Source organism: Streptomyces sp. NPDC057565 (genome assembly GCF_042801455.1).
Lineage (GTDB): Bacteria > Actinomycetota > Actinomycetes > Streptomycetales > Streptomycetaceae > Streptomyces > Streptomyces yanii.
Genome location: NZ_JBHVFU010000039.1, coordinates 1 through 24,041, shown reverse-complemented (window position 1 = coordinate 24,041; position 24,041 = coordinate 1). Strand labels below are relative to the sequence as shown.

General features: G+C 69.5%; 22 protein-coding genes and 2 pseudogenes. 9 read left to right on the top strand and 15 right to left on the bottom strand.

What is annotated here, in order from left to right; all coding sequences use genetic code 11:
* The first annotated feature begins 67 nt into the window (after window positions 1-67).
* The 3 genes and pseudogenes from ACFU8W_RS37615 to ACFU8W_RS37605 all read left to right on the top strand — a co-directional run.
* Complete coding sequence (locus ACFU8W_RS37615) at window positions 68-592, top strand: hypothetical protein (RefSeq protein WP_384047442.1); 525 nt, start codon at window positions 68-70, stop codon at window positions 590-592.
* 96 nt (window positions 593-688) lie between these two features.
* Window positions 689-1,552: an MBL fold metallo-hydrolase gene (locus ACFU8W_RS37610; RefSeq protein WP_384047439.1), complete on the top strand. Its 864-nt coding sequence runs from the start codon at window positions 689-691 to the stop codon at window positions 1,550-1,552.
* 192 nt (window positions 1,553-1,744) lie between these two features.
* Window positions 1,745-1,873: pseudogene (locus ACFU8W_RS37605) on the top strand (IS3 family transposase); the annotation flags it as partial.
* Between the two features lie 604 nt (window positions 1,874-2,477).
* Here the strand turns inward: ACFU8W_RS37605 and sigJ are convergent.
* Window positions 2,478-3,419 carry an RNA polymerase sigma factor SigJ gene (sigJ, locus tag ACFU8W_RS37600; RefSeq protein WP_384047437.1) on the bottom strand — a complete coding sequence of 314 codons (942 nt, stop codon included), beginning with the start codon at window positions 3,417-3,419 and terminating at the stop codon, window positions 2,478-2,480.
* A gap of 158 nt (window positions 3,420-3,577) precedes the next feature.
* On the opposite strand from sigJ, the gene ACFU8W_RS37595 reads away from it, so the two are divergent.
* Window positions 3,578-4,447 (top strand): YceI family protein, encoded by an 870-nt coding sequence (locus ACFU8W_RS37595; RefSeq protein WP_384047434.1) that lies wholly within the window; start codon window positions 3,578-3,580, stop codon window positions 4,445-4,447.
* Between the two features lie 9 nt (window positions 4,448-4,456).
* Here the strand turns inward: ACFU8W_RS37595 and ACFU8W_RS37590 are convergent, their stop codons facing one another.
* Window positions 4,457-6,085, bottom strand: a complete 1,629-nt coding sequence (locus ACFU8W_RS37590) for an IS200/IS605 family accessory protein TnpB-related protein (RefSeq protein WP_384047579.1) — start codon at window positions 6,083-6,085, stop codon at window positions 4,457-4,459.
* A gap of 189 nt (window positions 6,086-6,274) precedes the next feature.
* Here ACFU8W_RS37590 and ACFU8W_RS37585 point away from each other — a divergent pair, with 189 nt between their 5' ends.
* The gene (locus ACFU8W_RS37585) at window positions 6,275-7,567 is read left to right on the top strand and encodes a DJ-1/PfpI family protein (protein WP_384047431.1); all 1,293 of its coding nucleotides are present in this window, start codon (window positions 6,275-6,277) and stop codon (window positions 7,565-7,567) included.
* 365 nt (window positions 7,568-7,932) lie between these two features.
* On the opposite strand, the gene ACFU8W_RS37580 is transcribed toward ACFU8W_RS37585, so the two are convergent.
* Together ACFU8W_RS37580 and ACFU8W_RS37575 are read right to left on the bottom strand one after the other, a co-directional pair.
* A complete protein-coding gene (locus ACFU8W_RS37580) occupies window positions 7,933-8,352 on the bottom strand; it encodes an SRPBCC family protein (protein WP_384047428.1) in 420 nt (139 codons plus the stop codon).
* 65 nt (window positions 8,353-8,417) lie between these two features.
* Complete coding sequence (locus ACFU8W_RS37575) at window positions 8,418-9,428, bottom strand: aldo/keto reductase (protein ID WP_384047425.1); 1,011 nt, start codon at window positions 9,426-9,428, stop codon at window positions 8,418-8,420.
* Window positions 9,429-10,092: 664 nt separating this feature from the next.
* Between ACFU8W_RS37575 and ACFU8W_RS37570 the strand changes: the two genes are divergently transcribed.
* Entirely contained in the window at window positions 10,093-10,749 is a 657-nt protein-coding gene (locus tag ACFU8W_RS37570; protein ID WP_384047422.1) for a hypothetical protein, read from the top strand.
* A 148-nt stretch (window positions 10,750-10,897) separates the two neighbouring features.
* Here the strand turns inward: ACFU8W_RS37570 and ACFU8W_RS37565 are convergent, their stop codons facing one another.
* From ACFU8W_RS37565 to ACFU8W_RS37545, 5 genes are all read right to left on the bottom strand, one after another.
* Window positions 10,898-11,935: a TIGR03571 family LLM class oxidoreductase gene (locus tag ACFU8W_RS37565; RefSeq protein WP_384047419.1), complete on the bottom strand. Its 1,038-nt coding sequence runs from the start codon at window positions 11,933-11,935 to the stop codon at window positions 10,898-10,900.
* A gap of 193 nt (window positions 11,936-12,128) precedes the next feature.
* Window positions 12,129-12,959 carry an aldo/keto reductase gene (locus tag ACFU8W_RS37560; protein WP_384047416.1) on the bottom strand — a complete coding sequence of 277 codons (831 nt, stop codon included), beginning with the start codon at window positions 12,957-12,959 and terminating at the stop codon, window positions 12,129-12,131.
* A gap of 15 nt (window positions 12,960-12,974) precedes the next feature.
* Window positions 12,975-13,337, bottom strand: a complete 363-nt coding sequence (locus ACFU8W_RS37555) for a nuclear transport factor 2 family protein (RefSeq protein WP_384047412.1) — start codon at window positions 13,335-13,337, stop codon at window positions 12,975-12,977.
* Window positions 13,337-13,756 (bottom strand): heme-binding protein, encoded by a 420-nt coding sequence (locus ACFU8W_RS37550; protein WP_384047409.1) that lies wholly within the window; start codon window positions 13,754-13,756, stop codon window positions 13,337-13,339. The genes ACFU8W_RS37555 and ACFU8W_RS37550 overlap by 1 nt, the downstream gene beginning before the upstream one ends.
* A gap of 42 nt (window positions 13,757-13,798) precedes the next feature.
* The gene (locus ACFU8W_RS37545; RefSeq protein ID WP_384047406.1) at window positions 13,799-15,010 is read right to left on the bottom strand and encodes an MFS transporter; all 1,212 of its coding nucleotides are present in this window, start codon (window positions 15,008-15,010) and stop codon (window positions 13,799-13,801) included.
* Window positions 15,011-15,159: 149 nt separating this feature from the next.
* Between ACFU8W_RS37545 and ACFU8W_RS37540 the strand changes: the two genes are divergently transcribed.
* Window positions 15,160-15,630 (top strand): MarR family transcriptional regulator, encoded by a 471-nt coding sequence (locus ACFU8W_RS37540; protein WP_345516944.1) that lies wholly within the window; start codon window positions 15,160-15,162, stop codon window positions 15,628-15,630.
* Window positions 15,627-16,556, top strand: a complete 930-nt coding sequence (locus ACFU8W_RS37535; RefSeq protein WP_384047402.1) for an NADP-dependent oxidoreductase — start codon at window positions 15,627-15,629, stop codon at window positions 16,554-16,556. Before ACFU8W_RS37540 ends, ACFU8W_RS37535 begins: the two co-directional genes overlap by 4 nt.
* Before the next feature lie 123 nt (window positions 16,557-16,679).
* Here the strand turns inward: ACFU8W_RS37535 and ACFU8W_RS37530 are convergent, their stop codons facing one another.
* The 6 genes and pseudogenes from ACFU8W_RS37530 to ACFU8W_RS37505 all read right to left on the bottom strand — a co-directional run bounded on the left by ACFU8W_RS37530 (window position 16,680) and on the right by ACFU8W_RS37505 (window position 22,146).
* Complete coding sequence (locus ACFU8W_RS37530) at window positions 16,680-17,138, bottom strand: MarR family transcriptional regulator (protein ID WP_345516942.1); 459 nt, start codon at window positions 17,136-17,138, stop codon at window positions 16,680-16,682.
* A gap of 342 nt (window positions 17,139-17,480) precedes the next feature.
* A pseudogene (locus ACFU8W_RS37525) lies at window positions 17,481-17,781 on the bottom strand (transposase); the annotation flags it as partial.
* A 357-nt stretch (window positions 17,782-18,138) separates the two neighbouring features.
* Window positions 18,139-18,441, bottom strand: a complete 303-nt coding sequence (locus tag ACFU8W_RS37520) for an AsnC family transcriptional regulator (protein WP_384047398.1) — start codon at window positions 18,439-18,441, stop codon at window positions 18,139-18,141.
* A gap of 112 nt (window positions 18,442-18,553) precedes the next feature.
* Window positions 18,554-19,951, bottom strand: coding sequence for a C4-dicarboxylate transporter DctA (gene dctA, locus ACFU8W_RS37515; RefSeq protein ID WP_384047395.1), 1,398 nt, complete (start codon window positions 19,949-19,951; stop codon window positions 18,554-18,556).
* A 182-nt stretch (window positions 19,952-20,133) separates the two neighbouring features.
* Complete coding sequence (locus tag ACFU8W_RS37510; protein WP_384047392.1) at window positions 20,134-21,189, bottom strand: tartrate dehydrogenase; 1,056 nt, start codon at window positions 21,187-21,189, stop codon at window positions 20,134-20,136.
* 72 nt (window positions 21,190-21,261) lie between these two features.
* Window positions 21,262-22,146, bottom strand: coding sequence for a LysR family transcriptional regulator (locus ACFU8W_RS37505; protein WP_384047389.1), 885 nt, complete (start codon window positions 22,144-22,146; stop codon window positions 21,262-21,264).
* A 713-nt stretch (window positions 22,147-22,859) separates the two neighbouring features.
* Here ACFU8W_RS37505 and ACFU8W_RS37500 point away from each other — a divergent pair.
* Window positions 22,860-23,945, top strand: coding sequence for a PP2C family protein-serine/threonine phosphatase (locus ACFU8W_RS37500; protein WP_384047386.1), 1,086 nt, complete (start codon window positions 22,860-22,862; stop codon window positions 23,943-23,945).
* Window positions 23,946-24,041 lie beyond the last annotated feature (96 nt).

Sequence of the window (24,041 nt, the reverse complement as noted above, 5' to 3'; positions counted from 1 at the left end):
CTCGCGCTCGACGGCGATCCAGCCGTGTCATCGGCCCGGTCCAGCCGGCTTGACGTTCAGCCGGTCCATGGCCCGCCCGGCGGTCAGGCACTACTACAACATCCTTTGGAGTGACCCGCATGACCATCCTGCCCGACTGGCCGGCGCGCACCATCGGCGTCTTGAGCACGCTGGGCGATCTGCCAGAACACGGCGCGCATGCCATCCCTGTGTCCGCGCCGGCGACAGCACGATCCTGCTCAGCCTGCACCGCAGCCGCGACACGCTCGACCGTCTCAGACGCCGGCCAAGGGTGGCACTCACCTTCCTCGCCGAGGGCAACGTTGCGTTCACCGCACGCGGAGACGCCCGGGTGATCGCCGACCCCGTGCCTGAGGCCGATGAGCATGCCGCCGTCCGGATCACCGTCACCGCGGTCGACGACCACCGACAACCCGCGTTCAGCGTCCTCGCGGGCGTGGCCCGAACCTGGATCGACGACGGTGAGAAGCAGGCCTTGGGGGCGGGCGTTGGCGTTGCGCCGACGCAGGTAGCGGTGCAGGGCCTGGGGCTGCGTGGGATGGCAACGACGGCCGAAGTTCGCCAGGGTTGAACTGCCGCAGCGGTCTGCCTCGTCGGGCCACGCACGCTTCGGGAAGAAGCCGAGTACGGTGCGCTGTTGATGCCGGGTTGTCAAGTGGTGGGGTTCATGGAGGGGCAGGTTCTGGTGTCGTCTTCGAAGCGGGTCGCGCCGGTGACGGGTATGCAGCTTCCGATCTGCTGCACCTGCGGTGTGCAGTACGGGACACTGCGCGCTGATTGCCCGATCTGCCTGGACGAGCGGCAGTACGTCGGTTGGGAAGGCCAACAGTGGACCACACTGGCTGAGTTGCGCGCCGGTGGCCGTCGCGGTCGGCTCGATGAGGAGGGACCCGGTGTGATCGGGGTCGGTGCGGTGCCGTCGGTGGCCGTCGGCCAGCGTGCGCTGCTGATCCGCTCACCGTCCGGCAACGTGCTGTGGGATTGCGTGGGGTACCTCGATGACGATCTCGCCGCCGAGATTGAGGATGTGGGTGGGATCAGCGCGATCGCCGTCAGCCATCCGCACTTCTACGGTGTGATGACCGAGTGGGGCCGGGCCTTCGACGTTCCGGTGTATGTCCATGCTGCGGACCGTGACTGGGTCGGGCGGCCCGATCCGGTGATTGAGTACTGGACGGGCGACACCCACCAGATCACGCCCGGCATGACGCTGATCAACGCGGGCACACACTTCGCCGGAGGGACCGTGCTGCACTGGGCTGACGACCCGGAGGGGCGCGGCGCGCTGTTCAGTGGCGACATCTTCATGGTGGTGATGGACCGGCGGTGGGTCAGCTTCATGTACAGCATCCCCAACTTCATTCCGGAGCGGCCGAGCACCATCCGCCGCGCGCTTGCGCTGGTCGAGCCTTTCGCCTTCGAGCGCATCTACGGGGCGTTCTGGGGACGCGTGGTCAGCGCCGACGGCGCGGCCGCGGTCCAGCGTTCCGCGGAACGATACCTGCGCTTTGCGCTGGAAAACGGCTCGTAGCGGCTCCGGGCCGGACGGGTGCGTGGTCGGGGCGGCGCCGACGGCCCGTGCGCCTCGTCGGCTGGGCGCAGGAGACAACGTACCCGGGCTCCGACGCACCACGATGCGACTGTCGGCGCGCAGGTTCCGTGGCCACGGTGATCCGATTCCGTCACGTCGAGGACCGCCTCGCCCCTCGGGGGCGCCTACGGCGTCCCACGCGGTCATGCGCAATTGCGCCGCCAGGGCCGTGCCGTCAACCGGAAGGGGGTGGGGCGGATCATGCGCGAGCGCGGTAGCGCGGTAGCGCGGGTGTCACCCGCCGTCGGCGCCGCGATCTGACCCGCCAGGCCCGTAGGCCGGTGTTCGCCCCGGACCTGCTCGAGCGCTACTTCACCGCGCCTCGCCCCGGGTTGCGGCTCGTCGGCGACATGACCAGCCTGCCGACCGCAGAGGGCTCGCGCTATCTGGCCACCGCGATGACCTGTCCACCCGCGAGGTGGTCGGGTATGCGATGGCCGACCACCACCGTGCCGAACTGCCGGTGGCCGAGCTGCGGATGGCGGTCGGACGTGGCGCCCTGGAAAGACGCAGCTCGGTGTCGCTGTCGCTGTCCCCGCCGGCCGGGCTGGTCACGGCAGGCACACTCGATTCGGCCACGACCTTGTCGCGGAGCTGGCGGGCACGACCACCAGGGCGCCACACGTGCCCTGAGCGTCCAAGGAGAGTTGGGTGAGTTCCCGCGTTCCCGGTGAGCGCGGATCGGGCCGTATCGTCGCAGGCCCCGACGGCGTGTGCCAGGCGCACGTCGGGGAACGCGTCGTCGTCCCCGGTGGCGGCGAAGTTCGTCGCGTACGGCGTCGGCGCCGGGAAGGGGCGCGGCCGATTCGCCCCTTCCCGCCGCGACGCGGGAGCTGGTGACGCTCTGCGCCGGCGAGATCAAGGGCTACGCCGTCGGGGCCGTCCAGGGCCGGAGCTTCTCGGGGTTCCGGACTGCCCAGATGCGCGTGATCCGGTCGCCTGCGACGTCGAACGCGAACACTGCCACGATGACGCCGTCCTGCTGAGCCGTCAGACCGGTTTGAGCGTTGACCGTGCGCTCCTGGATCGTCATGTCGGGGACCCTGCCGGCGAGATCGACCAGGTAGCGCGCGATCTGCTCGCCCCCTTCGACAGGGCGCGGCTCGGCGCTGACGAGGCCGCCGCCATCGCCGATTGCCGTGGCGTCGGGGGCGAGCAGGCCGATCAGCGCGTCGATGTCCTTGGCTTCCCATGCCTGTTTGAAGTCCCGGACGATGCCGGCCCGCTGAGCTGCCGGAGACGCGGGAGTCTGCGACGTGTGGAGGCGTCGGCGGGCCGAGGAGGCCAGCTGGCGGCATGCCGCCGGAGTGCGGCCGACGATCTCGGCGATGTCGGCGAAGGGGTAGCGGAAGACGTCGTGCAGGATGAACGCGACGCGCTGGGCCGGGGTCATCGAGTCGAGGACGACGAGGAAGGCCATGTTGACCGACTCGTCGAGGGTGACCCGGTCGGCCGGGTCGGCCGTGGTGTCGCCCGACCGCTCGCTGATCCACTCCGAACGTCCGGGCAGCGGTTCGGGGATCCACTCGCCCACGTAGCGCTCGCGCCGGGCCCGTGCCGAGCCGAGCAGGTCGAGGCAGATGCGACTGGCGACCTTCGTCAGCCAGGCGATGGGATGGTTGATTTCTTCCTGCTGCTCCCGGGACATCGCGTACCAGCGCGCGTAGGTCTCCTGTACGACGTCCTCGGCGTCGGCCAGCGAGCCGAGGAGCCGGTACGCCACGCCGATCAGCTGACGTCGCTCGCTCGTGATCGCGCTCAGGCCCGGATCGAGCCGATCGAGTCCCGGCTCGGACGAGGTGTTCATGGTGTTACCGACTTTCCTTGGTCGCATCTGCTCACGCCAGTACGACGAGTCACCCCCTTGGAATGTGAGGCGGCACGTCGACCTGACATTCCGGAGGGTCGTCTCGTCGTACTGCCGAGACGAACACCCGTCATCGAACAGGAAGGCTCATCGACACCATGACCGACCTTCAGGCCATCGCGGATCGCGTCGAGATCGAGGCGCTGCGCGGCGAGTTCACCGACGCGGGGGTGATGTACGACTACGACCGCTTCGCGTCGCTGTTCACTCACGACGGCGCGTGGCGGATGCCCCGCATCCCCGCCGAGTTCGTCGGCCAGGAGGAGATCCGCGCCGCGGTCGGGCGGCTGCAGGGTCACTGGGAGTACTTCGTGCCCGCTGGCGGGCTCAGCGCCTCACCCAGCGCCCGGGTCTGTCCGCGAATCGTGACCGTCCCGGAACTGAAAGATCAACCACCTGTTTCCCACCAGGAGCGACCCAACATGTCAACCATGACCCCACTCAGCGAGCTGACCGGCGACTATGTCCTCGACCCCACCCGCACGCGGATCGGGTTCGTCGCCCGGCACGCGATGGCCACCAAGGTGCGCGGGCAGTTCGAGGAGTTCGAAGGCAGTGCGCACATCGACGGCGAAGACCCGTCGAAGTGCAGCGCCCGGCTCACGATCCAGGCGAAGAGCATCCAGACCCGCAACCAGCAGCGTGACGACCAGCTGTGCGGCACCTTCCTGGACGTCGACGACCACCCGGCCCTCATCTTCACCTCGACCAAGGTGCAGCAGCTCGCCGGCACCGGCTTCAAGGTCACCGGTGACCTGACCATCCGCGGCGTGACCAAGCCGGTCACCGTGGACTTGGAGCTGACCGGCGCCGAGAACGACCCGCGGGGCGGGTTCCGGGTCGGCTTCAAGGGCGGCATCACGATCAACCGCAACGACTGGGGCGTGAACTGGAACGCCGCGACCAGGATTCTGGTCAGCCCGAAGGTGACGCTGGAGCTCGACATCGCCGCGATTATGCGGACCTGACAACCGTTCCTAGCCAGTGTGCGTGAGTGAGTCCTGGACCCACTGTTGCGTACTGGGCGCATCCCGAGCGGTGTGGGATGCGCTGGGTTCCCGCGTTCGCGTCCCGTTCGGTGACGGCCCTCCGGGGGGCCGTTCCGTTGCGGGTGGGCGGGTTCCCTCACGTCCCCGGGTGCCTGGTCCGGCCTGGGCGGTCCGATGCCCCGCACGATCGCTCCGGTCGTGCGGGGGCGGTGCCGTCCGACGCCGGACCGGGTGCCCGAGGGCGCGTCGTCCGATCGCGATACCGGCGGCATCGTGACGGGACATGGTGCGGCGGGGGGTGACCAGCGGTTTCTGCCAGTGCTGGGCACCCCACCGGGAGGTGTAGGCGGGGTCGACCGCGACAATGCTCAGGTCGTGTTCGGCGGCCATGGAGACGAGCCGGGCCTTGAGTTTCCCGGTCGGGATGCCGGAGATGAGCTGCCGGAACCGCTTCCTGCGGCCGTGCTTCTCCCGGGTCTTCTCGGCGGTGAAGTCGAGGTCTTCGATGCCGATCGCGGCGACACCGGCCTGCACCGCCCAGTGGATCAGGCGGGTCAGGGCGTGGCGGAGCTGCGCGTCGCGGTGACCGGCGGTCCCGGACAGGTCGAAGCCGAAGCGGCGCGGGTCGCCGACGGGGTTGCCGTGCCGGTCGAGCCGGTAGGCGGCGAAGTGGTCGGCATTGGTGTCGACACCGATCATGCCCCGGGCGCGGGCGGCGGACAGCGTCATGGTCGGGATGGCGGGGCGCTGCCAGAACGCGGTGAGATACCAACGGCCACGATCCACGTTCAGGTGGATGCGGTAGGCCACGGCCCGGTTCGCGCCGATGCGGTCGGCCCACTCCACACCCCGGTGCGCGAACGAGATCCGGGAGGCGAGGACGTACCGGCCGTGCCCGGCGTTGGCCAGGTGCGCGAGCGGGGCAGGCAGCCTGATGGACACTTCGCCGTCCGGGGTGACGCGGATCGTCTCGTTCCCGAACCGCTTCCCCGACTCCCCATCCGCCGCGATGAACCAGCGCCCCGCCTCCCACCGTTCCCGCCACTGCTCCTCGGTGAGCCCGGCCTCGGCGAGGTGGTGGCGGGTGTTGAGCAGACGCTTACCGCCCCGCACCACCCGCACCCGCCCGGCCTGCCACTCGGCGACAACGGCCGCATGCCGCGCCTCCAGTGCAGCCAGGCGGCGGGACTTGCAAAACCACTCGCTCTTCGACCGGTAGCCGCCCGCCGCGCGCTTGGTGCCCTTCTCCCCGATCGGGAGGGACAGGCGGTGCCGCAGCATGTTGATCCCGGCCTCCAGCGTCTGGACGTGTGCCGCCTGGCAACGCCGGGCGAGCGCCCACTGGTCGTGGGTGGCCTTGGTGATGGCCCCGGCGATCCGCGACGACGACAGCGGCGTCAGGTCCCGCTTACGCGTGGCCCACGTCTGAGCGCTGTGCTCCAGACCGTCCGCACAGCGGGCCTTGAGGTCACGCGAAGCCAGACGGCCCTGGTGCTCGCCGACCGCACGCAGCACCTTCTCGTCCTGGGAGGTGAGGTGCTTGAGCCGGTCCCGGATCGCCACCCCGCAAGGCCCGGGCACCACGAAGGGCGCGGCCAACTTCCTCACACCACCCACCGCGTCACCCCCGCCCTCAAAGGCCAGCCACCCGCTGTCCATCCCAACGAGCAGCAGCCGCCAAGGTCACCCATTCGGCCCCAGAACCTCCGTTCCCACCCCACGAACCCGCCGACAGGGCCAACTCCCGCTCACCACAACTCCCTTCAGTGCAGCAAATCGGCAGCAGCTCGCACCCCCACGGCTCGGGTGCGCGAAGCCGCGCTGTACGTCCACGACGGACGGGTCAGCACCAGTGCGGGCGTCTCGGCCGGAATCGACCTCTCGCTGTCTCTCGTCGAACAGCACCGCGGCCCGGAGCTGGCCGCCGCGGTCGCCCGTGAGCTGGTGCTGTACCTGCGACGGGACGGCGACACCGCGCAGATCAGCCCGTTCCTGCGCTACCGCGACCATCGAGCGGTACCGAAGGACCGCATCACGGTGGCAGTGGTGGTTAGCAACGAGGGCTCCGTGGCAACCGACGTCCTGGCGCCGTATCAGGTGTTCGCCGAGTCGGAGAAGTTCTTCATCTACACCGTGGCGGCCGAGCGCCGTGTCTCCCCGTTGTCCGGCGGAGCGCACCTGCTTCCTGATCACACGCTGACGGAAGTGAAGCGCGGCACGCTGCCGGAGCCCGATGTCGTGGTCGTGCCCGCGGTGACCGACCCGGTCGACGTCAAGGAGGCCCGGACGCGCCAGTGGATCGCCGAACGCCACCACAAAGGTGCGTGCGTCCTCGGCGTGTGCGCGGGCTCGGAACTCCTGGCCGCCTCCGGCCTGCTGGACGGCCACGACGCGACCTCGTTCTGGTCCGGCATCAGCTCCCTGAAGCGCCATTACCCCCAGGTGCACTGGAAGCGCGGTCAGCGGTACGTCGAGGATGGGCGGGTGACCACCACTGCAGGCATCACCTCCGGCACCGTCGGCGCCCTGCGGGTGGTGGAGGAACTGGCGGGCAAGGACGAGGCCGCCCGCATCGGGAAGACACTGTCATATCCGGGCTGGACCCTGGACGGGCCAACCGCGATCCCGGCCAACCAACTCGCCATCGGCGACGTGCCGTACGCACTGAACGCCGCATTCCCCTGGCTGCGGCCCACCGTGGGCATCGGCCTTGTAGACGGCGTCGGCGAGATCGACGCGGCTGCGGCCTTTGAAGCCTACGCCGGGGTGTCCTTCACCGCGCGAACGGTGGTGCTCGGGGCACGCGACACGATCACCACCCGTCACGGCCTGGTCCTGATCGCCGAGACAGCACGCGGTGGCGCCCACGGGGTGGACCGTTTCGCGGTGCCCGGCGTCGCAGGCACCTCGGCCGTGGACACCCCGCTGCGCACGTGGGCGCGCCGCAACGGACTGGCCGTGGAGTTGCCAGGCGGAGGACGGCGTGAGGGGAGTTCGGTTTCGACCCGGTCCTGCGCGACCTCGCCGAGCACAGCGACGTCCGTACGGCCCTGGTCACGGCGAAGTTCTCCGAATACCCCTCGTCCCATCTGGAGCTGACCGGCGCGACCTGGCCTGGGCGGCCGACTCTGCTGGCCGCAGGAGCAGTCGTGATCAGCGTTGGATTGGGGTTCGTCCCCACGGTGATCCGGCAGGCGGTGCGGCGCCGGCGCACGGCGTAACCGGTGCTTGGATCCCCGGACGCCGGCGGAGCGCGGCCAGTCACCGATCGCGGGCCGGGCACTCCTCAGAATCGGTGACTCCGGCAACCCGCCCCTGCGGGTGTTCTTCGGCACCCAAGGTAACCAGACCGGCCCCTGCCGCCCCCTCGACGGAGGGCGAGGCTGGGGTCCGGGAAAACCGCAGACCGGGCACGCGAGATGCATGTCCGGGCTGCGCGGTTTGGCCGTGTCACGGCTGTGGTGTCAGGCGGAGAGTGCCTTGTGGAGGGCGTCGAGGCCGTCGCGGTAGATGCCGGTGAAGAGGTCGACGACTTCGTCCTCGGTGGCGTTGTCGGGGTTGAAGCGGCCGGACCACTGGACCTCGGCGATGTCGTTGCGGCCGGGGACTGTGTGGACCCGGATGGTGGAGAGGTAGCCGTTGACGGGGAACGGGGCCTGGAGGATGGCGTAGCTGTAGTGGCGCTCGGTCTCGTTGAAGTCGACCAGCCGTTCGATGATCACTTCGCCGTCGGGGTTGGTCAGCCGGCGGACGCGGCCGCCTTCGAGCGGGGTGCTTTCGGGGATGTAGGGGAGCCAGTCGGGCAGGGCGTCGAAGCCGCCGATGAGGTTCCAGACCTTGTCGGGGGAGGCGGGCACTGTGCGGCTGACGGAGGTGGAGGCCATGATCTTTCTCCTGGGTCGTGGTGCTGGGGTGGGGGTGTGGGGGTGGGGGTCGGGTGCCGTGGGGGTCAGGCGCCGTTGGGCAGCGGGGCGGCGGGGCTGACCAGGCCGGCGGCGCGGAGGTCGGTCCAGAATGCGGCGGGGACGGTCTCGTTCAGGGCGGCGGTGTCCTCGGCGATGCGGCTGGGGCGGGTGGCGCCGGGGATGACGGCGGCGGCGGCCGGGTGGGCGAGGGAGAACTGGAGGGCGGCGGCCTTGATGGAGATGCCGTGCTTGTGGGCCAGGGTCTTCAGGCGGGACACCTTCTCGATGATCTCCGGCGGGGCCTGCTGGTACTCGAAGTGGGTGCCGCCGGCGAGGACGCCGGAGCTGTAGGGGCCGCCGACGACCATGTCGACGTTCTGCTCCTGGGCCGTCGGGAGCAGGCGCTGGAGGGCGTGTTCGTGGTCGAGGAGGGTGTAGCGGCCGGCGAGGAGGAAGCCGTCGGGGCGGGGTTCGTCGAGGGCGAGGGTCAGCTCGATCGGTTCGGTGCGGTTGACGCCCAGGCCCCATGCCTTGATGACGCCTTCGTCGCGCAGCCGGGACAGTACCCGGAAGGCTCCGGTGCGGGCTTCCTCGAACTTGCTCAGCCAGAGGTCGCCGTGGAAGTCCTGGGCGATGTCGTGGACCCAGACGATGTCGAGGCGGTCGACGCCGAGGCGCTTGAGGCTGTCCTCGATGGAGCGTTCGGTGGCTTCGGCGGTCCAGACGTGGAGCATCTTGTTGGGGTTGCCGTGCTCGAACAGGCCGCCCTTCTCGCCGAGGTCGCGGGCGGCGGTCTCGTGTTCGTCGAGGATGACGCGGCCGACCTTGGTCGACAGGATGTAGGCGTCGCGGGGCTTGGTGGACAGGACCTCGCCCAGGCGGGACTCGGCGAGGCCGGCGCCGTAGAACGGGGCGGTGTCGTAGTAGCGGATGCCCTGGTCCCAGGCGGCCTCGACGGTGGCGGCGGCCTCCTCGTCGGGGATCGCGCGGAACATGTTGCCGAGCGGGGCGGTGCCGAAGCCGAGCTTGCCGGGAAGGATTTCCTTGAGGGACATGATGGTGCCTTTGTGGGGGAAGGGTGGACGCCCGCGAGTGCGGCGGCTCCGCTGACGGGGCCGGGGCACCGGGGGAGGGGGGACCCACCGGGTGAGCGCCGCATATAAATGCAAACGCGTCTTACATGCAGAAACAATACTTGCATGCGCTGGTTAATGCAAGAGGTGACCTCACTCGGTGGTGGTGCCTCTGCTGTGGGCGTAGGTGGCGGCGGTCGATCCGGCCGGGAAGCGGTTGCGCTGTCCGTGATCCAGGACGGCGCGGCACGGCGACCCAGTGGCTGGGAGGCCGGTCAAGTGATGCAGACGGCTGCGGGGCCGGTCGGGCGCCTCTCTCGGGCGCCGGTTCCATGCCGGAGATATCCGCCATCGCTCGCATGGCTTGCTGGCTCCGTCGATGCGCCGTGCCGCAGTCCGGCCGGCGCGCGGATCATCGAGGGCACGGCCGTGATGGTCGTCGGCAGTGCGGTCCGCAGTGTGCGGGTCGACGATGAGTTCGTCGGCGCGGACGCCGTGATCGCGGCGGCCGGTGCCTGTTCGCCGCACCTGCTCGAACCGATCTGCGTCAAGGTGCGCATCGCGCCGCGGCGCGGCCGGATCATGCACCTGCGGCTGACGGGCGTGAAGCACTGTCGGTCCCCCCGGACTGGCAGACGCCACACGCGTGGAGACCCGCATCGGGATCCGCTCGATGGGACCCGATGTCCGGCCGCTGCTCGGCGCGGTGCCGCAGGTCACCGGGCTGATCGTGGTCAATGGCCTCGGAGTCTCCGGGCTGACGATCGGCCCGTACGCGGGTTCGGTCGCAGCACGGCTGGCCCGTCAGGCGGATCCGGGGATCGACCTGGCCGGCGGATGGGGCCGCGTCACCGCGACCGTACCGCAACAACTGTGGAGTCCTGGAGGATTCACGGCGGTCGGATGGCAGCAGCTGTGGCTGTGGCCCGCCGTGATCACTCCCGGGACCCTGACCGACCAGCTGTACTACCAGCGAGTGTTAGCCACCAAGAGAGTCTCCGACGCACGCCGTGGCCCGGGACTGTCCGGCCTGACGATGCTGATCAGCGGGGTCTACGCGGGCTGTATCGGTCGCGCGGTGCGCTCGGTGGACCCGAACCTCGCCAACCAGGAGGACGCCGCGGGCCGGCTGCTCACCCGGCTCCCGTCCTGGATGCTCGTCGTCTTCGCCGCTTTCCTGGTGGCAACGATCATGGCCACCAGCGGCGCCGCCCTCCAGGACTGCGTGCTGACCACACCACGTCTCATCGGCCGCACCGAACTCCCGCACCTTCGACCGGCGCGCTTCGCGGGGCAGCTGTGATGAACCCTTTCCAGAGGCCCTGCCGACGACAGCGCCGCCGGCAGGAGCGCGGCACCGCACTTCGGTGAATGCTTGTCCTCAGTCATGTCACACCATGCCTGAAGAAGCGGACCTGCTGACATATGCGGAGCCGGTGTGCCGCCGGTGTTCAGGAAGCGGCAACGCCGACTGCGCCGGTCCCGGTTGCCGTGCTGGGGGAGGGGAAGTGAGGCAGGACCGTCTCGGCGAGCTCGTGGAGGACCTCCTCCACGGGGCGGTCGCCGGGGCGGAGGTTGAACGAGACGTGGGCGACGCCGAGTTCGCCCATCGCCCGCAGATGGTCGATCAGGGCCCGGTGCCCGGTGCGCAGACCGAGCCGGATCGGGCTCGCCGCGGTGGACGGATCCCCGGTGAGGTCCAGCTGCATGGGCGTGAGGTACGGCTTGGGCGTGCCGGCGGTCAGCTCCTGCCACTCCCGCGTCTTGAGGCGCAAGGCCCCGAGCGGACGCGGGTAGTTGAGGGACGCGTCCGCGTTCTGTGAGATCCAGTCGGCGGACTGCTGGGCGTGCCCGGCGATGGCAAGGGGCAGGGAGGGGCCCGTCGGCTTGGGCAGGACGTCCAGATGGTGGTCGGCGCCCAGACCGAGCTCGGGCAGCTCCATGCCCGCGCCGTCGGTGTGCCGGGCCCACGCGGCGCGCAGGATCTCCACGCCCCGACGGAACGCGGCACCGCGGCTCTGGAAGTCCTCCCCGAACAGCGGGTATTCGACGGGCCGGTCCCCGCTCGCGAGGCCGAGGACGAACCGGCTGCCGGAGAGCACGTCGACGGTGGCCGCGGCCTTGGCGACCAGCAGTGGATGGCGAAGCGGCAGCACGACGGCGGCGGTACCGAGCACGGCCCGCTCGGTCACGGCCGCGAGGTGCCCGAGGTGCGTGAACGTCTCGAAGACGGAACCGGCGTCGCCGAACTGCTCCGGATCGTAGAGGGGGACGTCCCGCACCCAGAGCCCGGCGAAGCCCAACTCGTCGGCCATGCGGGCGAGTTCGGCATGACGGGTCAGGTCCGGGACGCCGAAGGGGCGGCCCGCGGCCCGGTCGGCGCGCAGCCGGGTCGTGCCCCAGTCGTTGTCGAGGGGCAGTTCGAGACCCAGAGTCGGCAGGCCCGCGGGGTTCACGAGCCGGTCCAGGGCAGTAGGAGTGGAGGACATAACCGGGGACACCTTTCAGCATCGCAACGACGCAGGGGAGGTGGGGTGGGGCGACCGGTGACGGCGCCAGGACGCGACGCACCGCCGGAAGTGGGGGCTCGCGCGGGCGGGACCTGCCATCCACGCCCGCGCGAGCCGGAGCAACCCGGCGGGACGGCGCGGTGCGTCGCCCCGCCCGGGCCGGTCGGGAGGGTCAGTTGAGCTGGTCGGGGTGCGGGCCCGTGCGCAGGTCGCGGTCGAGGGCGGTGATGGCGGTCATCTCGTCGTCGGTGAGGGTGAAGTCGAAGACGTCGAGGTTTTCGCGGATGCGGGCGGGCGTCACGGACTTGGGGATGACGATGTTGCCGAGCTGGAGGTGCCAGCGCAGGACGACCTGGGCGGGCGACTTGTCGTGCCGGGCGGCGATGGTGGTGATGGCGTCGTCCTTGAGGACGGCGCCCTGCGCCAGCGGGCTCCACGCCTCGGTGGCGATGCCGAGCCGGGCGTGTGCGGCGCGCAGCTCGTTCTGCTGCAGGCCGGGGTGGAGCTCGACCTGGTTGACGGCCGGGACGAGGTCGGTGTCGGCGATGAGGCGCTCGAGGTGCGCGGGCTGGAAGTTGGAGACGCCCGCGGTGCGGATGCGGCCGTCGGCGACGAGCTTCTCGATGGCCTTCCAGGACTCGCGGTACAGGTCGCGGGCCGGCGTGGGCCAGTGGATCAGGTACAGGTCGACGTGGTCGAGGCCCAGCTTGGCCAGGCTGGCGTCGAAGGCCTTGAGCGTGGCGTCGTAGCCCTGGTCGGCGTTCCACAGCTTGGTGGTGATGAACAGGTCCTTGCGGGCGATGCCGGAGTTGGCGAGGGCGCGGCCGACGCCGGTCTCGTTGCCGTAGATTGCGGCGGTGTCGATGCTGCGGTAGCCGGCCTCGAGGGCGGCGCTGACCGCGGCGGTGGTCTCGGCGTCGGGGACCTGGAAGACGCCGAAGCCGAGCTGGGGGATCTCGACGCCGTTGTTGAGGGTGACGGTGGGGATGACGGACGGTGCCATGGTGCGTGTTTTCCTTCAGGCGGTGCGAGCAGTACGGGTGGAGAGGGTGTAGCGGACGGTCTGGGCGCTGATGAGTCCGTCGCGGAAGACGAACGTGTCGACGCCGTCGGTGACCTCGTGGGTCGGGGTGGCGGCGGTCCACTCGAGGAACAGCACGTTCCCGGCGAACTGCGGGGTGAGCTGCCAGTCGGCGTCGGGGAGGTCGGCGAGCAGACGGCCGATGCCCTCCCGGACGCCGGCGCGCCCGGTCAGGACGCCGTCGGGGGTGACGAAGACGGCGTCCTCGGTGTAGTTCCGGCTGATCAGGTCGAGATCACCGGTGCCGAGGCGGGTGCCGTGATCGGCGAAGACCTCCTGCGGCGTGCGCGTGGCGGACATCAGGACAGCTCCTTGATGGCGGCCTGGGCGAAGCCGTGGTCCTGTTCGGGGGCGCCGCCGCCGACGCCGATGGCGCCGATGAGGCGGCCGTCGCGGTGGAGGGGGAGGCCGCCGGCGATGAAGAGGAGGGGCTTGTCGAGGGCGGTGGGGAGGGTGTGAAAGGGGCCGTCGGGCTTGACGAGGTCGACGAGGTCGGCGGTGGGGGCGTTGAGTTGGAGGGCGGTGTAGGCCTTGCGGGTGCTGGTCTCGCCGGAGATGAGGACGGCGCGGTCGTCGCGGCGGAAGGCGAGGAGGTGGCCGCCGGCGTCGAGGACGGTGACGCTGACGGTGACTCCGGCTGCTTCGGCGGCGGTGCGGGCGGCGGCCACGAGGGTTTCGGCCTCGTCTGTGGTCAGCGGGGCGATGGTGGTGGTGCTCATGAGGGGTCCTTCGCAGGGGGGTGGATGTGGTGTGGGGCCCGGTCAGTTCCGGATAGCCGCCGGGGCCCTTTCGTTCACCGTGGTCCCGGCGACGATGCGGCCGGGGGTCCGGGTGCGGCGGTCGAGGTAGGCGGCGACGAAGGCGAGGATCAGGGCGGTGCCGGAGAGGATGGCGCCGACCCAGTTGGGGGAGGTGTAGCCGAGGCCCGCGGCGATGACGATGCCGCCGAGCCAGGCCGCGAGGGCGTTGCCGAGGTTGAAGGCGCCGATGTTGGCGGCGGAGGCCAGGGTCGGGGCGGCCGGGGCCTGGTCGAGGACCCACTTCTGCAGCGGCGGCACGGTCGCGAAGCCGAGTGCGCCGATCAGCGAGAGGGTGATCGCGGCCAGCACCTTGTTGTGCGCGGTCGCGGTGAACAGGAGCAGGGCTGCGCTCAGACCGGCGAGCGCGGTGAACAGCATCGGCATCAGGCGGCGGTCGGCGAAGCGGCCGCCGATCAGGTTGCCGAGGAACATGCCGATGCCGAACAGGACGAGCAGCCAGGTCACGGCGCCCTCGGTGTAGCCGGCTACCTCGGTCATCATCGGGGTGATGTAGGTGATCGCGGCGAACACACCGCCGTAGCCCAGGACCGTCATCGCCATGGCGAGCCACACCTGGACGTTCTTGAACGCCGCGAACTCGCTGCGCACGTCCTGCGTCTTGGGCCGGCCCATCTCGGGCACGAGCTTGGCGACGCCCAGGAAGCCGATGACACCGAGCGCGGCGACGATGAGGAACGTGACGCGCCAGCCGGCGGCCTGGCCGATGGAGGTGCCGCCGGGGACGCCGACGATGTTGGCCACGGTCAGGCCCATGAACATCAGGGAGATGGCCGAGGCCTTCTTCTCGGGCGCCACCAGGTCGGCGGCGACCACCGAGCCGATGCCGAAGAACGCGCCGTGCGCGAGGGAGGCGACGACCCGGCCGACGAGCATGAGGCCGAAGCTCGGGGCGAGGGCGGAGAGGGTGTTCCCGATGACGAACAGGGCCATCAGGAACATCAGCATCTTCTTGCGGGACACCTTGGTGCCCAGCACGGTCAGCAGCGGCGCACCGATGACGACGCCGAGGGCGTAGCCGGAGACCAGCCAGCCGGCGGTGGGGATGGTGACGCCGAAGTCGCCCGCGACCTGGGGCAGCACGCCCATGATCACGAATTCGGTGGTGCCGATCCCGAAGGCCCCGATGGCCAGGGCCAGGAGCGCGAGAGGCATGGGGAGCTACCTTCCAGGTGATTGCGTGAGGCGCTTACGTTCCAACACAATAGTTGCAAGCGCTCGATAAATGCAAACGCGGTAAAAACTGGAATGAATTTGCCCTCGTGTGCAACTATGAAGGGGATGGCCCGACGAAGGAGGCCCCGATGACCGCAACCGCCCCCGCGCTCACCGCCCTGGCTCACGGCTGGCGCGCACTGTCCCTGCTGCACGACAGGATCGAGGCGCACCTGGAGCGCGTCCTGCAGGCCGAGCACGGCCTGAGTGTGCGCGAGTACTCGCTCCTCGACGTACTGAGCCGCCAGCACGACGGAGAGGGCGGTCACCTGCAGATGAAGCAGGTCGCCGAGGCCGTCGTGCTCAGCCAGAGCGCCACGACCCGCCTGGTCACCCGCCTCGAGGACCGGGGTCTGCTCATGCGCTACCTGTGCCCCACCGACCGGCGCGGCATCTACACGAACGTCTCCGACGCCGGCCTCAAGCTCCTCGAAGAGGCCCGCCCGACCAACGAGACGGCGCTGCGCGAAGCCCTCCAGGAGGCGGCCGAAGACCCCCGGCTGGAGTCCTTGGTACGCACCTTCGAGACGGTCCGCGTGCCGACGGGGGCTGCCGCATGAAGGCGATCACCCTCAACGGATACGGCGGACCGGAGACGCTGCGGCTGACCGATCTCCCGGACCCGAAGGTTGCCCCCGGCGAAGTGCTGGTCCGGGTCAAGGCCGCAGGGGTCAACCCGGTCGACTGGAAGCTCGCCGAAGGGCGCCTCGACGCGCTCATGGAGACGCACTTCCCCCTGGTCCCCGGCTGGGATGTAGCCGGAGTGGTAGAGCGGGTCGGCTTCGACGTAGAGGAGTTCGCGCCCGGCGACGAGGTCTTCGGCTACATCCGCAAGGACGCCGTCCAGTTCGGTGCCTACGCCGAACTGGTCTCCGCACACGTGCGCATGCTGGCTCTCAAGCCTGCCGCTCTCACCTGGGAACAGGCCGCGGGTGTGCCCCTCGCCGGCCTGACGGCATATCAGGCGATCAAGAGGGTCGGTGTCCGCGCCGGTGACACCGTCCTGGTGCACGCGGCCGCAGGCGGCGTCGGGTCGCTCGGCGTCCAGATCGCCGTGGCGCTTGGCGCACGCGTGATCGGCACGGCAAGTGTGCGCAATCATGACTACGTGCGACAACTGGGCGCGGAGCCCGTGACCTACGGCACTGGGCTCGTCGACCGTGTGGCGCAGTTGGCGCCCGGGGGAGTCGACGCGGCCCTCGACTTCGTCGGCGCAGACGCTGTGGACGCATCACTGCACCTTCTCGGGCGGCCGGAGCGGCTCGCGTCCGTCGCTGACCCCGGGGCGGCCGCGAAGGGCGGACACTATGTGTGGGTCCGTCCCGACCCGGTGGACCTTTCAGTCCTTGCCGACCTGGCCGAAAGGGGGAAGCTGGGTGTGCATGTCGAGAAGGTGCTCCCGCTCGACGAAGCGGCGGAAGCCTGGCGCCTGAGCAGCCAAGGGCACACGCGCGGCAAGATCGTGCTGTCCGTGGAAGGGTGCTGAGCGGCTCGGTTGCCTACGTCTGCGGCCGGCCCGGTCCAGGCTCGGCCACGGGTGTGCCGCGAGGCTGCGCCAGGAAAGGGCGGGCCGGGGTGCGCGACTCGCCCGAACCGCTCGGGTCGGCCGTCAGGCAGGCGCGGTTCCGGATTCCACGACCTGCACCAGCGGGGCCAGCTCCGCCCGCGTGTTTGCCTCGTCCAGCGCTTCGCGCAGTGCCGCGTCGTTGGTCGGGCGGGCCTCTTCGAGGAGCTTGAGGCCGGCGTCGGAGACGTTCGTGTAGATGCCGCGCCGGTCGGTGGGGCACAGGTAGCGCATGAGCAGACCCCGGTCCTCGAGGCGGGTGACCAGGCGGGTCGTGGCGCTCTGGCTGAGCACGACGGCCTCGGCGACCTGCTTCATCTGCAGGTGACCGCCCTCTCCGTCGTGCTGGCGGCTCAGTACGTCGAGGAGCGAGTACTCGCGCACACTCAGGCCGTGCTCGGCCTGCAGAGCGCGCTCGATGTGCGCCTCGATCTTTCCGTGCAGCAGGGACAGCGCGCACCAGCCCTGGGCCAGGGCGGTGAGCGCCGGGTCTGTGGCGGTCATGTGGTCCGAAGCCTCCGTGTGAGCGACTGAAGTCAAGGATAGGGCATGGCCGAAATTGCCTGCGATTGCGCATATGGCGCGCATGCAAGGTACTGGCTATGCATGTAAGGCGCGCCCGCATGAGTTGAGTCGCCCACTCACGCGCATCGGAGAAAGCCATGCCTGATGTGCCCCGGCTTACGTGGAATCGAGTTGTTGGAGTCCAGGAACTGTCCGGCCGATCACGTTCGAAGCCATAAGGCGAGGGCTGCTGCGGTGACGGTGCCGAGGAAGACGTAGCCCCGCTTGTCGTGGCGAGTGGCGAGTGGCGAGTGGCGCGGTGGGCGCGGGCGGCGGGTCGGTGCGGGCGCCGGCCGCGTGCTGGTGTGCCCGCACGGTGGTGGAGTCGACCGATACGTCCCAGTCGATCTCACCCGCCGCGTCGGACCGCGGACTGGACCTGCTGAAGCAGACGTTCTCAAGTGCCGTCCGCCGACTACAGCCGGTGGCGCTCACAGACCGTCTTCCACGGTCTGAACCGCTCCGGAAGGTCACGCCATTGAACGCCGGTCCGTACCCGGTGCAGGATCCCGTCGATCACCTGCCGGTGATCACACCACCGCCCGCATCGCCCGTTGCGCACCGGCAGGAACGGCCGCCACAGCTCCCACTCCGCGTCCGACGGATCGGCGCGCCCATCCCGCCCCCTGCCGTCAAGTGTCAGTCACCTGATCAGCTCGGACATCTCCCGGACGCCCAGTCGCACCGGAGATCGGGGTACCGAACCTACTGCGGCGGAATCAACGTGTAGTTGGGCACCGGCCTCTCGCGTTGCGCGTCGTCCCAGCTCCAGATCTTCCCGGCCTCCGGCTTAGGGCAATTCCCGAGATGGATTCCTTGGAGGCACGCACTGCACCAGAGTGCGGCCATGACGTTCACAGAGGACGACTTCGGCATGGTGAAGACCAGGTTGAGGTCAGCTCGTCCACACTCTGGGCACAGCTGCCCTGCCAGCGTGGAATCATCGATCCACGCCTCCTCGTAGATGTTGAGCCATCGTAAGAAACTCACCGAACCACCCATCGACGCCGTCACCCGAGGGCCAGGAAGTCCGACCCCCCGCGCTGGACATGCAGTTACGAAGCCGCCCCGCATCGCCGTGCCGCGCAGCCGCGAGTGTATGACCGTCCCGACGCATGGCCGACCGGACGGCAGGGCTCAGGCCGACCAGGGCGGCCGGCTCCGCGTTGCTCAACCGGCCATCCTGCGAGAGGTGCAACAAAATTGCTCGGTCAGCGGCATCGAGGCTGCGTACGTTGCTCATATGGTGCGCAGGCCCGACCGGAACTCCCGGCCGGGCCTGCGGAGGCGTACACGTCTGGCGTACGCCCTGCCCGGGCTCCGGGCGCGACAGGACAGAGCCCGGGGGCGTGTGATCAGGGGCTGTCAAAAGCCCCTGCGGGTTGCGCCTTGGTGAGATTGGCCGACGGGGTGGGGTCGGTTTCCTTCTTTTCCGGCGCGGCCGGTATGGCAGGGGACTTGCCGTGCAGCACGGCGTTGACGTGCGCGGTGTCCAGGACGCGTTCCCAGCGGGCGACGACAAGGGTGGCGACGCTGTTGCCGGCGAGGTTGGTGAGGGCGCGGCACTCGGACATGAACTTGTCGATGCCGAAGATCAGCATGATGCCGGCCGCGGGGACGGTGCCGACCGTGGACAGGGTGGCAGCGAGTGCGATGAAGCCGGCGCCGGTGATGCCGCCCGAGCCCTTGGAGGTGAGGAGCATGACGGCGAGAAGGCCGAGTTGCTGGGTGATGCTGAGGGGCGTGTCGGTGGCCTGGCCGATGTAGACGGCGGCCAGGGAGAGGTAGATGGAGCTGCCGTCAAGATTGAAGGAATAGCCGGTAGGGACGGTGAGACCCACGATGTCCCTGCGGACGCCGAGTCCTTCGAGTTTGGTCATCAGGCGGGGCAGGGCGCTCTCCGAGGAGGAGGTGCCGAGGACAAGCAGGAACTCCTCGCGCAGGTAGCGCAGCAGCCGGAAGATGTTGATTTTGAGGAGCGCCGTGACGCTGCCCAGAATCACGATGACGAAGAACGCCGAGGTGCCGTAGAAGAGGCCGATGAGCTGGCCCAGGCTGGTGAGAGTGGATACCCCGTACTTGCCGATGGTGTAGGCCATCGCCCCGAACGCGCCGACGGGGGCGGCCAGCATGACGTAGTGAAGGATCTTGAAGATCACTGCGCTGAGCCGGGTCACGCCGTCCACGATGGGTTCACCGATCGGACCGACGGCCTTGAGCGCGATACCGAAGAGCACGGAGAAGAAGATGACTTGGAGGATGTTGCCCTCGGCGAAGGCGCCGACGGCGCTCTCGGGCACCAGGTCGGTGATGAAGTGCCACCAGCTCTGTCCCTGCCCGTCCTTCACGTACTGGGCGGCGTCGCCCTGCAGGTGGAGGTCGCCCGGGTGGGCGTGGACGCCGGCGCCGGGCTGGAACACATTGACCGCGATCAGCCCGACCAGGAGCGCGACGAGGGTGCCTGCCTGGAAATATGCAAGGGATTTCAGCCCTACCCGGCCGACCCGGCCGAGGCTGTCGACACTGCCGATGCCCGCCACGATGGTCAGGAAGACGATCGGGGTGATGAGCATCTTGATCGCCGCGACGAAGGTGGTGCCGACCGGCTCGAGGGCCACTCCTGCCGACGGCCACAGCCAGCCGGTCAGGATGCCGGTGGCGATCGCGGTCAGGACCCAGAAGTAGAGCTGCAGGTACCACGGCTTGGATGCCGTGTGGGTCTGGGATGGTGCGGAGGACGCGGGTGCTGCCATGGCGTTTCTCCTCATTGAGGAACGGGCGCAGCCGGGACGCAGGCGCGGTCCCGCGGGGGCGGGGCCGGTGGGGGAGGAACGCGGCTCGGAAGCAGACAAAAAGGGGTGCCCAACGAAAGGGCGGGAGAGTGGGCCGGGACGGCATCGTCCGTGCCGTCCCGGCCCACGGCACACAGTTCAGCTCACAGGAGTTCGAGGAGCTTTTCGGTGAACTCGGCGGTGCTGGCGGTGCCGCCCAGATCTGGAGTCCGGACGTCTGTTTTCGCCAGAACCGCCGCGATGGCGTCGGTGACGTCCTTACCGGCCTCGGGGTGGCCGAGGTGATCGAGCATCATGGCGGCCGACCAGACCGCGCCCAGGGGGTTGGCGATGCCTCGTCCGGCGATGTCGGGAGCGGAACCGTGCACCGGTTCGAACATCGAGGGAAACTCGCGTTCGGGGTTCAGATTGGCGGCCGGCGCGATGCCGATTGAGCCGGCCACGGCGGCCGCCAGGTCACTGAGGATGTCACCGAAGAGGTTGGAACCGACCACCACGTCGAAGCGGGCGGGGTCGAGGACGAACTTGGCGGCCAGCGCATCGATGTGCTCCTGATCCCAGGTCACAGTGGGGTGGGCTGCGGCGCGCTCGGCGACCAGCTCGTCCCAGAACGGCATCGTGTGCACGATGCCGTTCGACTTGGTGGCCGACGTGACCTTGCCGCCGCGCCGAGCGGACAGGTCGAAGGCATAGTCAAGGACGCGGGTTACCCCGGCCCGGGTGAACACGGCCTCTTGTACCGCCATTTCTTCCGGGAAGCCGCGGTTGAGACGTCCGCCGATCTCGCTGTACTCGCCCTCGACGTTCTCCCGGACGACGACGAAGTCGACCTCTCCGGCCACAGCGCCACGCACCGGGCTGTCGATGCCCTCGAAGACACGGATCGGGCGCAGGTTGACGTACTGGCGGAAGCCGCGGCGGATCGGGATCAGCAGCCCCCACAGGGAGACATGGTCGGGCACGCCCGGATAGCCGACAGCGCCGAGCAGGATGGCGTCCTTGTCACGAAGCTGGTCCAGGCCGTCCTCGGGCATCATCGCGCCGTCGCGCAGGTAGCGCTCGCAGGACCAGTCGTACGTGGTGTAGGTGAAGCCGAATCCGTGGCGACGGCCGATGGCATCGAGGACCTGCTGCGCCGGGGGCAGCACCTCGGCGCCGATGCCATCGCCGGGGATCAAGACAATGCGGTGGTTCGTCATGCGTCGATTGCAGCAACGGAGCGGTAACGGCGTCCAAGACGCAATTTCAATCTGGCTTATAAGCTGCACTTATCAAGAGTCTGTCGCGGGCAGGACAGTACTCAGGAAGGCCTCGGCGGCCGGTGACAGTCCGGTGCGGCGACTGATCAGTCCGACGCTGAGGGTGCTCTTGGGTTCGATGTCCAGCACCCGCGCTCCGGCACGCTCTGCCAGGGCTCGCCAGGACTCCGTCACCACGGCCAGACCCACCCCCGCCAGGACCAGCGGCAGGATGGCCACTCGGTGCTCGGTCTCGACGGCGATGGCGAACGTGATCCCGCGCTCGACCAGACCGTCGACGTAAGCCCGCATGCCGGTTCCCCGCTGTCCGACGATCAGCCGCTGCCCCGCCAGCTCCTGGCAATCCACGGACTGTCGTCCGGCGAACGGCCCGTCGGGCGGCACCACGAGAACGAAGCGCTGCTCGCCGACGAGGTGGGAAGCCACTTCCTTGTCCGGCAGCGGCCCGGCGGCGGCCAGCAGCCCCAGCTCGACGGCACCGGTGCGTACCATGTCGATGACGTCCTGGCGGGTGAAAGCGGCCTTGATGGCTACCGCCACCCCCGGCCAGCGGCCGCTGAAGGACCGGATCATCGACGTCAGCGGCTCCACCGCCTGCGACGGCATCGCCGCCACGTCGAGCCGGCCCTCGCGCAGCTCATGTACGGCGGCGACGCTGGCACGGGCCGTCTCCAGACTCCGGACGGCGGCGCGGGCAGGCTCGATCAGCGCTTCACCGGCCTCGGTGAGTACCGCCCGGCGGCCGATCCGGTGGAAAAGAGCGCTGCCCAGGTCCCGCTCCAGCGACTGGACCGTCTGGGACAGCGCGGGCTGTGAGACGTACAGGGCCGACGCCGCCCGGGTGAACCCGCCCTGATCCACAATGGCGAGGAAGTGCTCCAGCTGCCGGATGTCCATGGCGCTATCTTCCCCCTCGCCGAAGCCAGGGAGTCTGGCGCCTCAGCTTGGACGTCCCCGCGCCGTTCGCCGTTTCGAGGGGCAGGAGCGGCGTACCGAAGGCGGCAGTAGCCGGCATCGACGGGCGTCCACAGGTCGAGCTGCACCGCATCCCAGCTTCTGCGTGCCGCGTCTTGCTTCTCGCCCGTCTTCTCTCCGTCGTCGGGGATCATTGCCGGGTCCCGTTCCAGCGTCCGGATGTTGCCGTACGGCTGCGTGGACTGCCTGCGCAGGCGCGTCCAGGTTTTGTGCACGGTCGCCGACCTTGCCCGAAGCACCGCCATTCCCCGGGCGAGGAGACTCCGTCCTTCGGGAACCGGTGTCGTTCACCACTCACACCTGCGGACGTACCACGGCCACCGGCCGGCGGGCCGACCCCGCACAGAGGTTCTGACATGCCATTGGCTGGAGCAATGGCCGACCCGGAGCGCCGCGGCACAGCAAGATGGACGCCCTGACCACCTCATGTGCCAGGAGTCCCGCGTGTACAGGCTGTGTGAGTGGAGCCGCCAGGAGCGCCGTCCGCGTGCAGGCCGCACGGTAGCTTCGTCCTCCGACCGGGCAGTGTCCGTATGCGCGCCGCTCACTCCGCGACGGAGTGAGCAGTGAGGTGGCCGGGCCGCCTCGGGGCGGCGAGCGACTCGGCAGCGCGGCCTGGCGGTGGGGGCCCGCAGATGCCGGCCGCGCCCGCATGGATGCGCTGGCTGCCCGCCTTCTACATCGCGGGCATCCTGGTGCTCGAACCCATTACGCCCGTGCAGTGGCCGGTGAGCTTCCTGCTCATCGCCCTCCCCGTGATTGCCGCCTTCGCTCACGGCCCCGTTACAGTCGCTGCGCTCACCGTGTTCGCGATCGCCTTTGAAGCGGTTCTGGCCGGCACCCCGTGCTGCGCGGGCCGCCCGGTGGAATACGTGTGGGAGCGCCATTACGTGGCCGCCTACTTGTGCACAGCTCTGGTCGGCGTCCTTGGAACAATCCTGGCTGCCCACCGCATCCGCCGGGAACGCACTCTCGCCACCGTGCGTTCCGTGGCCGAGATCGCGCAGCGTGTCCTGCTCAGCCCGGTCCCTCACCGCATCGGACCCATTCTGGTGGAAGACCTCTACCTCTCCGCCGCCGCGGAAGCACGCATCGGCGGTGACCTGTATGAGGCCGTCCCCACTACCTACGGACTCCGCCTTGTCATCGGCGACGTCCGCGGCAAGGGACTCCCTGCCGTGGAGACTGCCGCCACCCTCCTCGGCGCCTTTCGCGAGGCTGCCCACGACGAACCCGATCTCGTCGCCGTTGCCCGCCGGGTGGAGGTCAGCATGAACCGCAGGGCCGCCCACCTAGCCGGAAACGACATGGGCGAGCGTTTCGTCACGGCCGTCTTCGCGGAGATCCCCCGCCGCCACGTGGTTCGCATCGTCAACTGCGGCCACCCGCCGCCCCTCCTCATCCGCCCCGACGGAGTCACTGAGCTGGAGACGGCCGACCCCGCACCGCCCCTCAACCTCGGCATGCTTCTCTCGGAGGCCTACCACGTCGACGAATACCCCTTCCGCCCCGGCGACCAGTTGCTGCTCTACACCGACGGCGTCACCGAAGCACGCGACCCCACCGGGACCTTCTACCCCCTCCGCCAACGTGTCCTCTCCTGGGGCCCCCTCCAGCCCCGGGAACTCCTCGATCGTCTCCATCACGACCTGCTCATCTACAGCAACAACCGCCTCCACGACGACACCGCGGCCCTCGCCGTCTATCACCTGCCCGACTAAGCTTGATCTTTAAGCCTCCTCCTCGGCTCCGCTGCGTCGAGGTCTGTCCACTTTGCGTTGTTTCCTGCCGACTGGGTGGCGGGGTGCGGGGGTGGA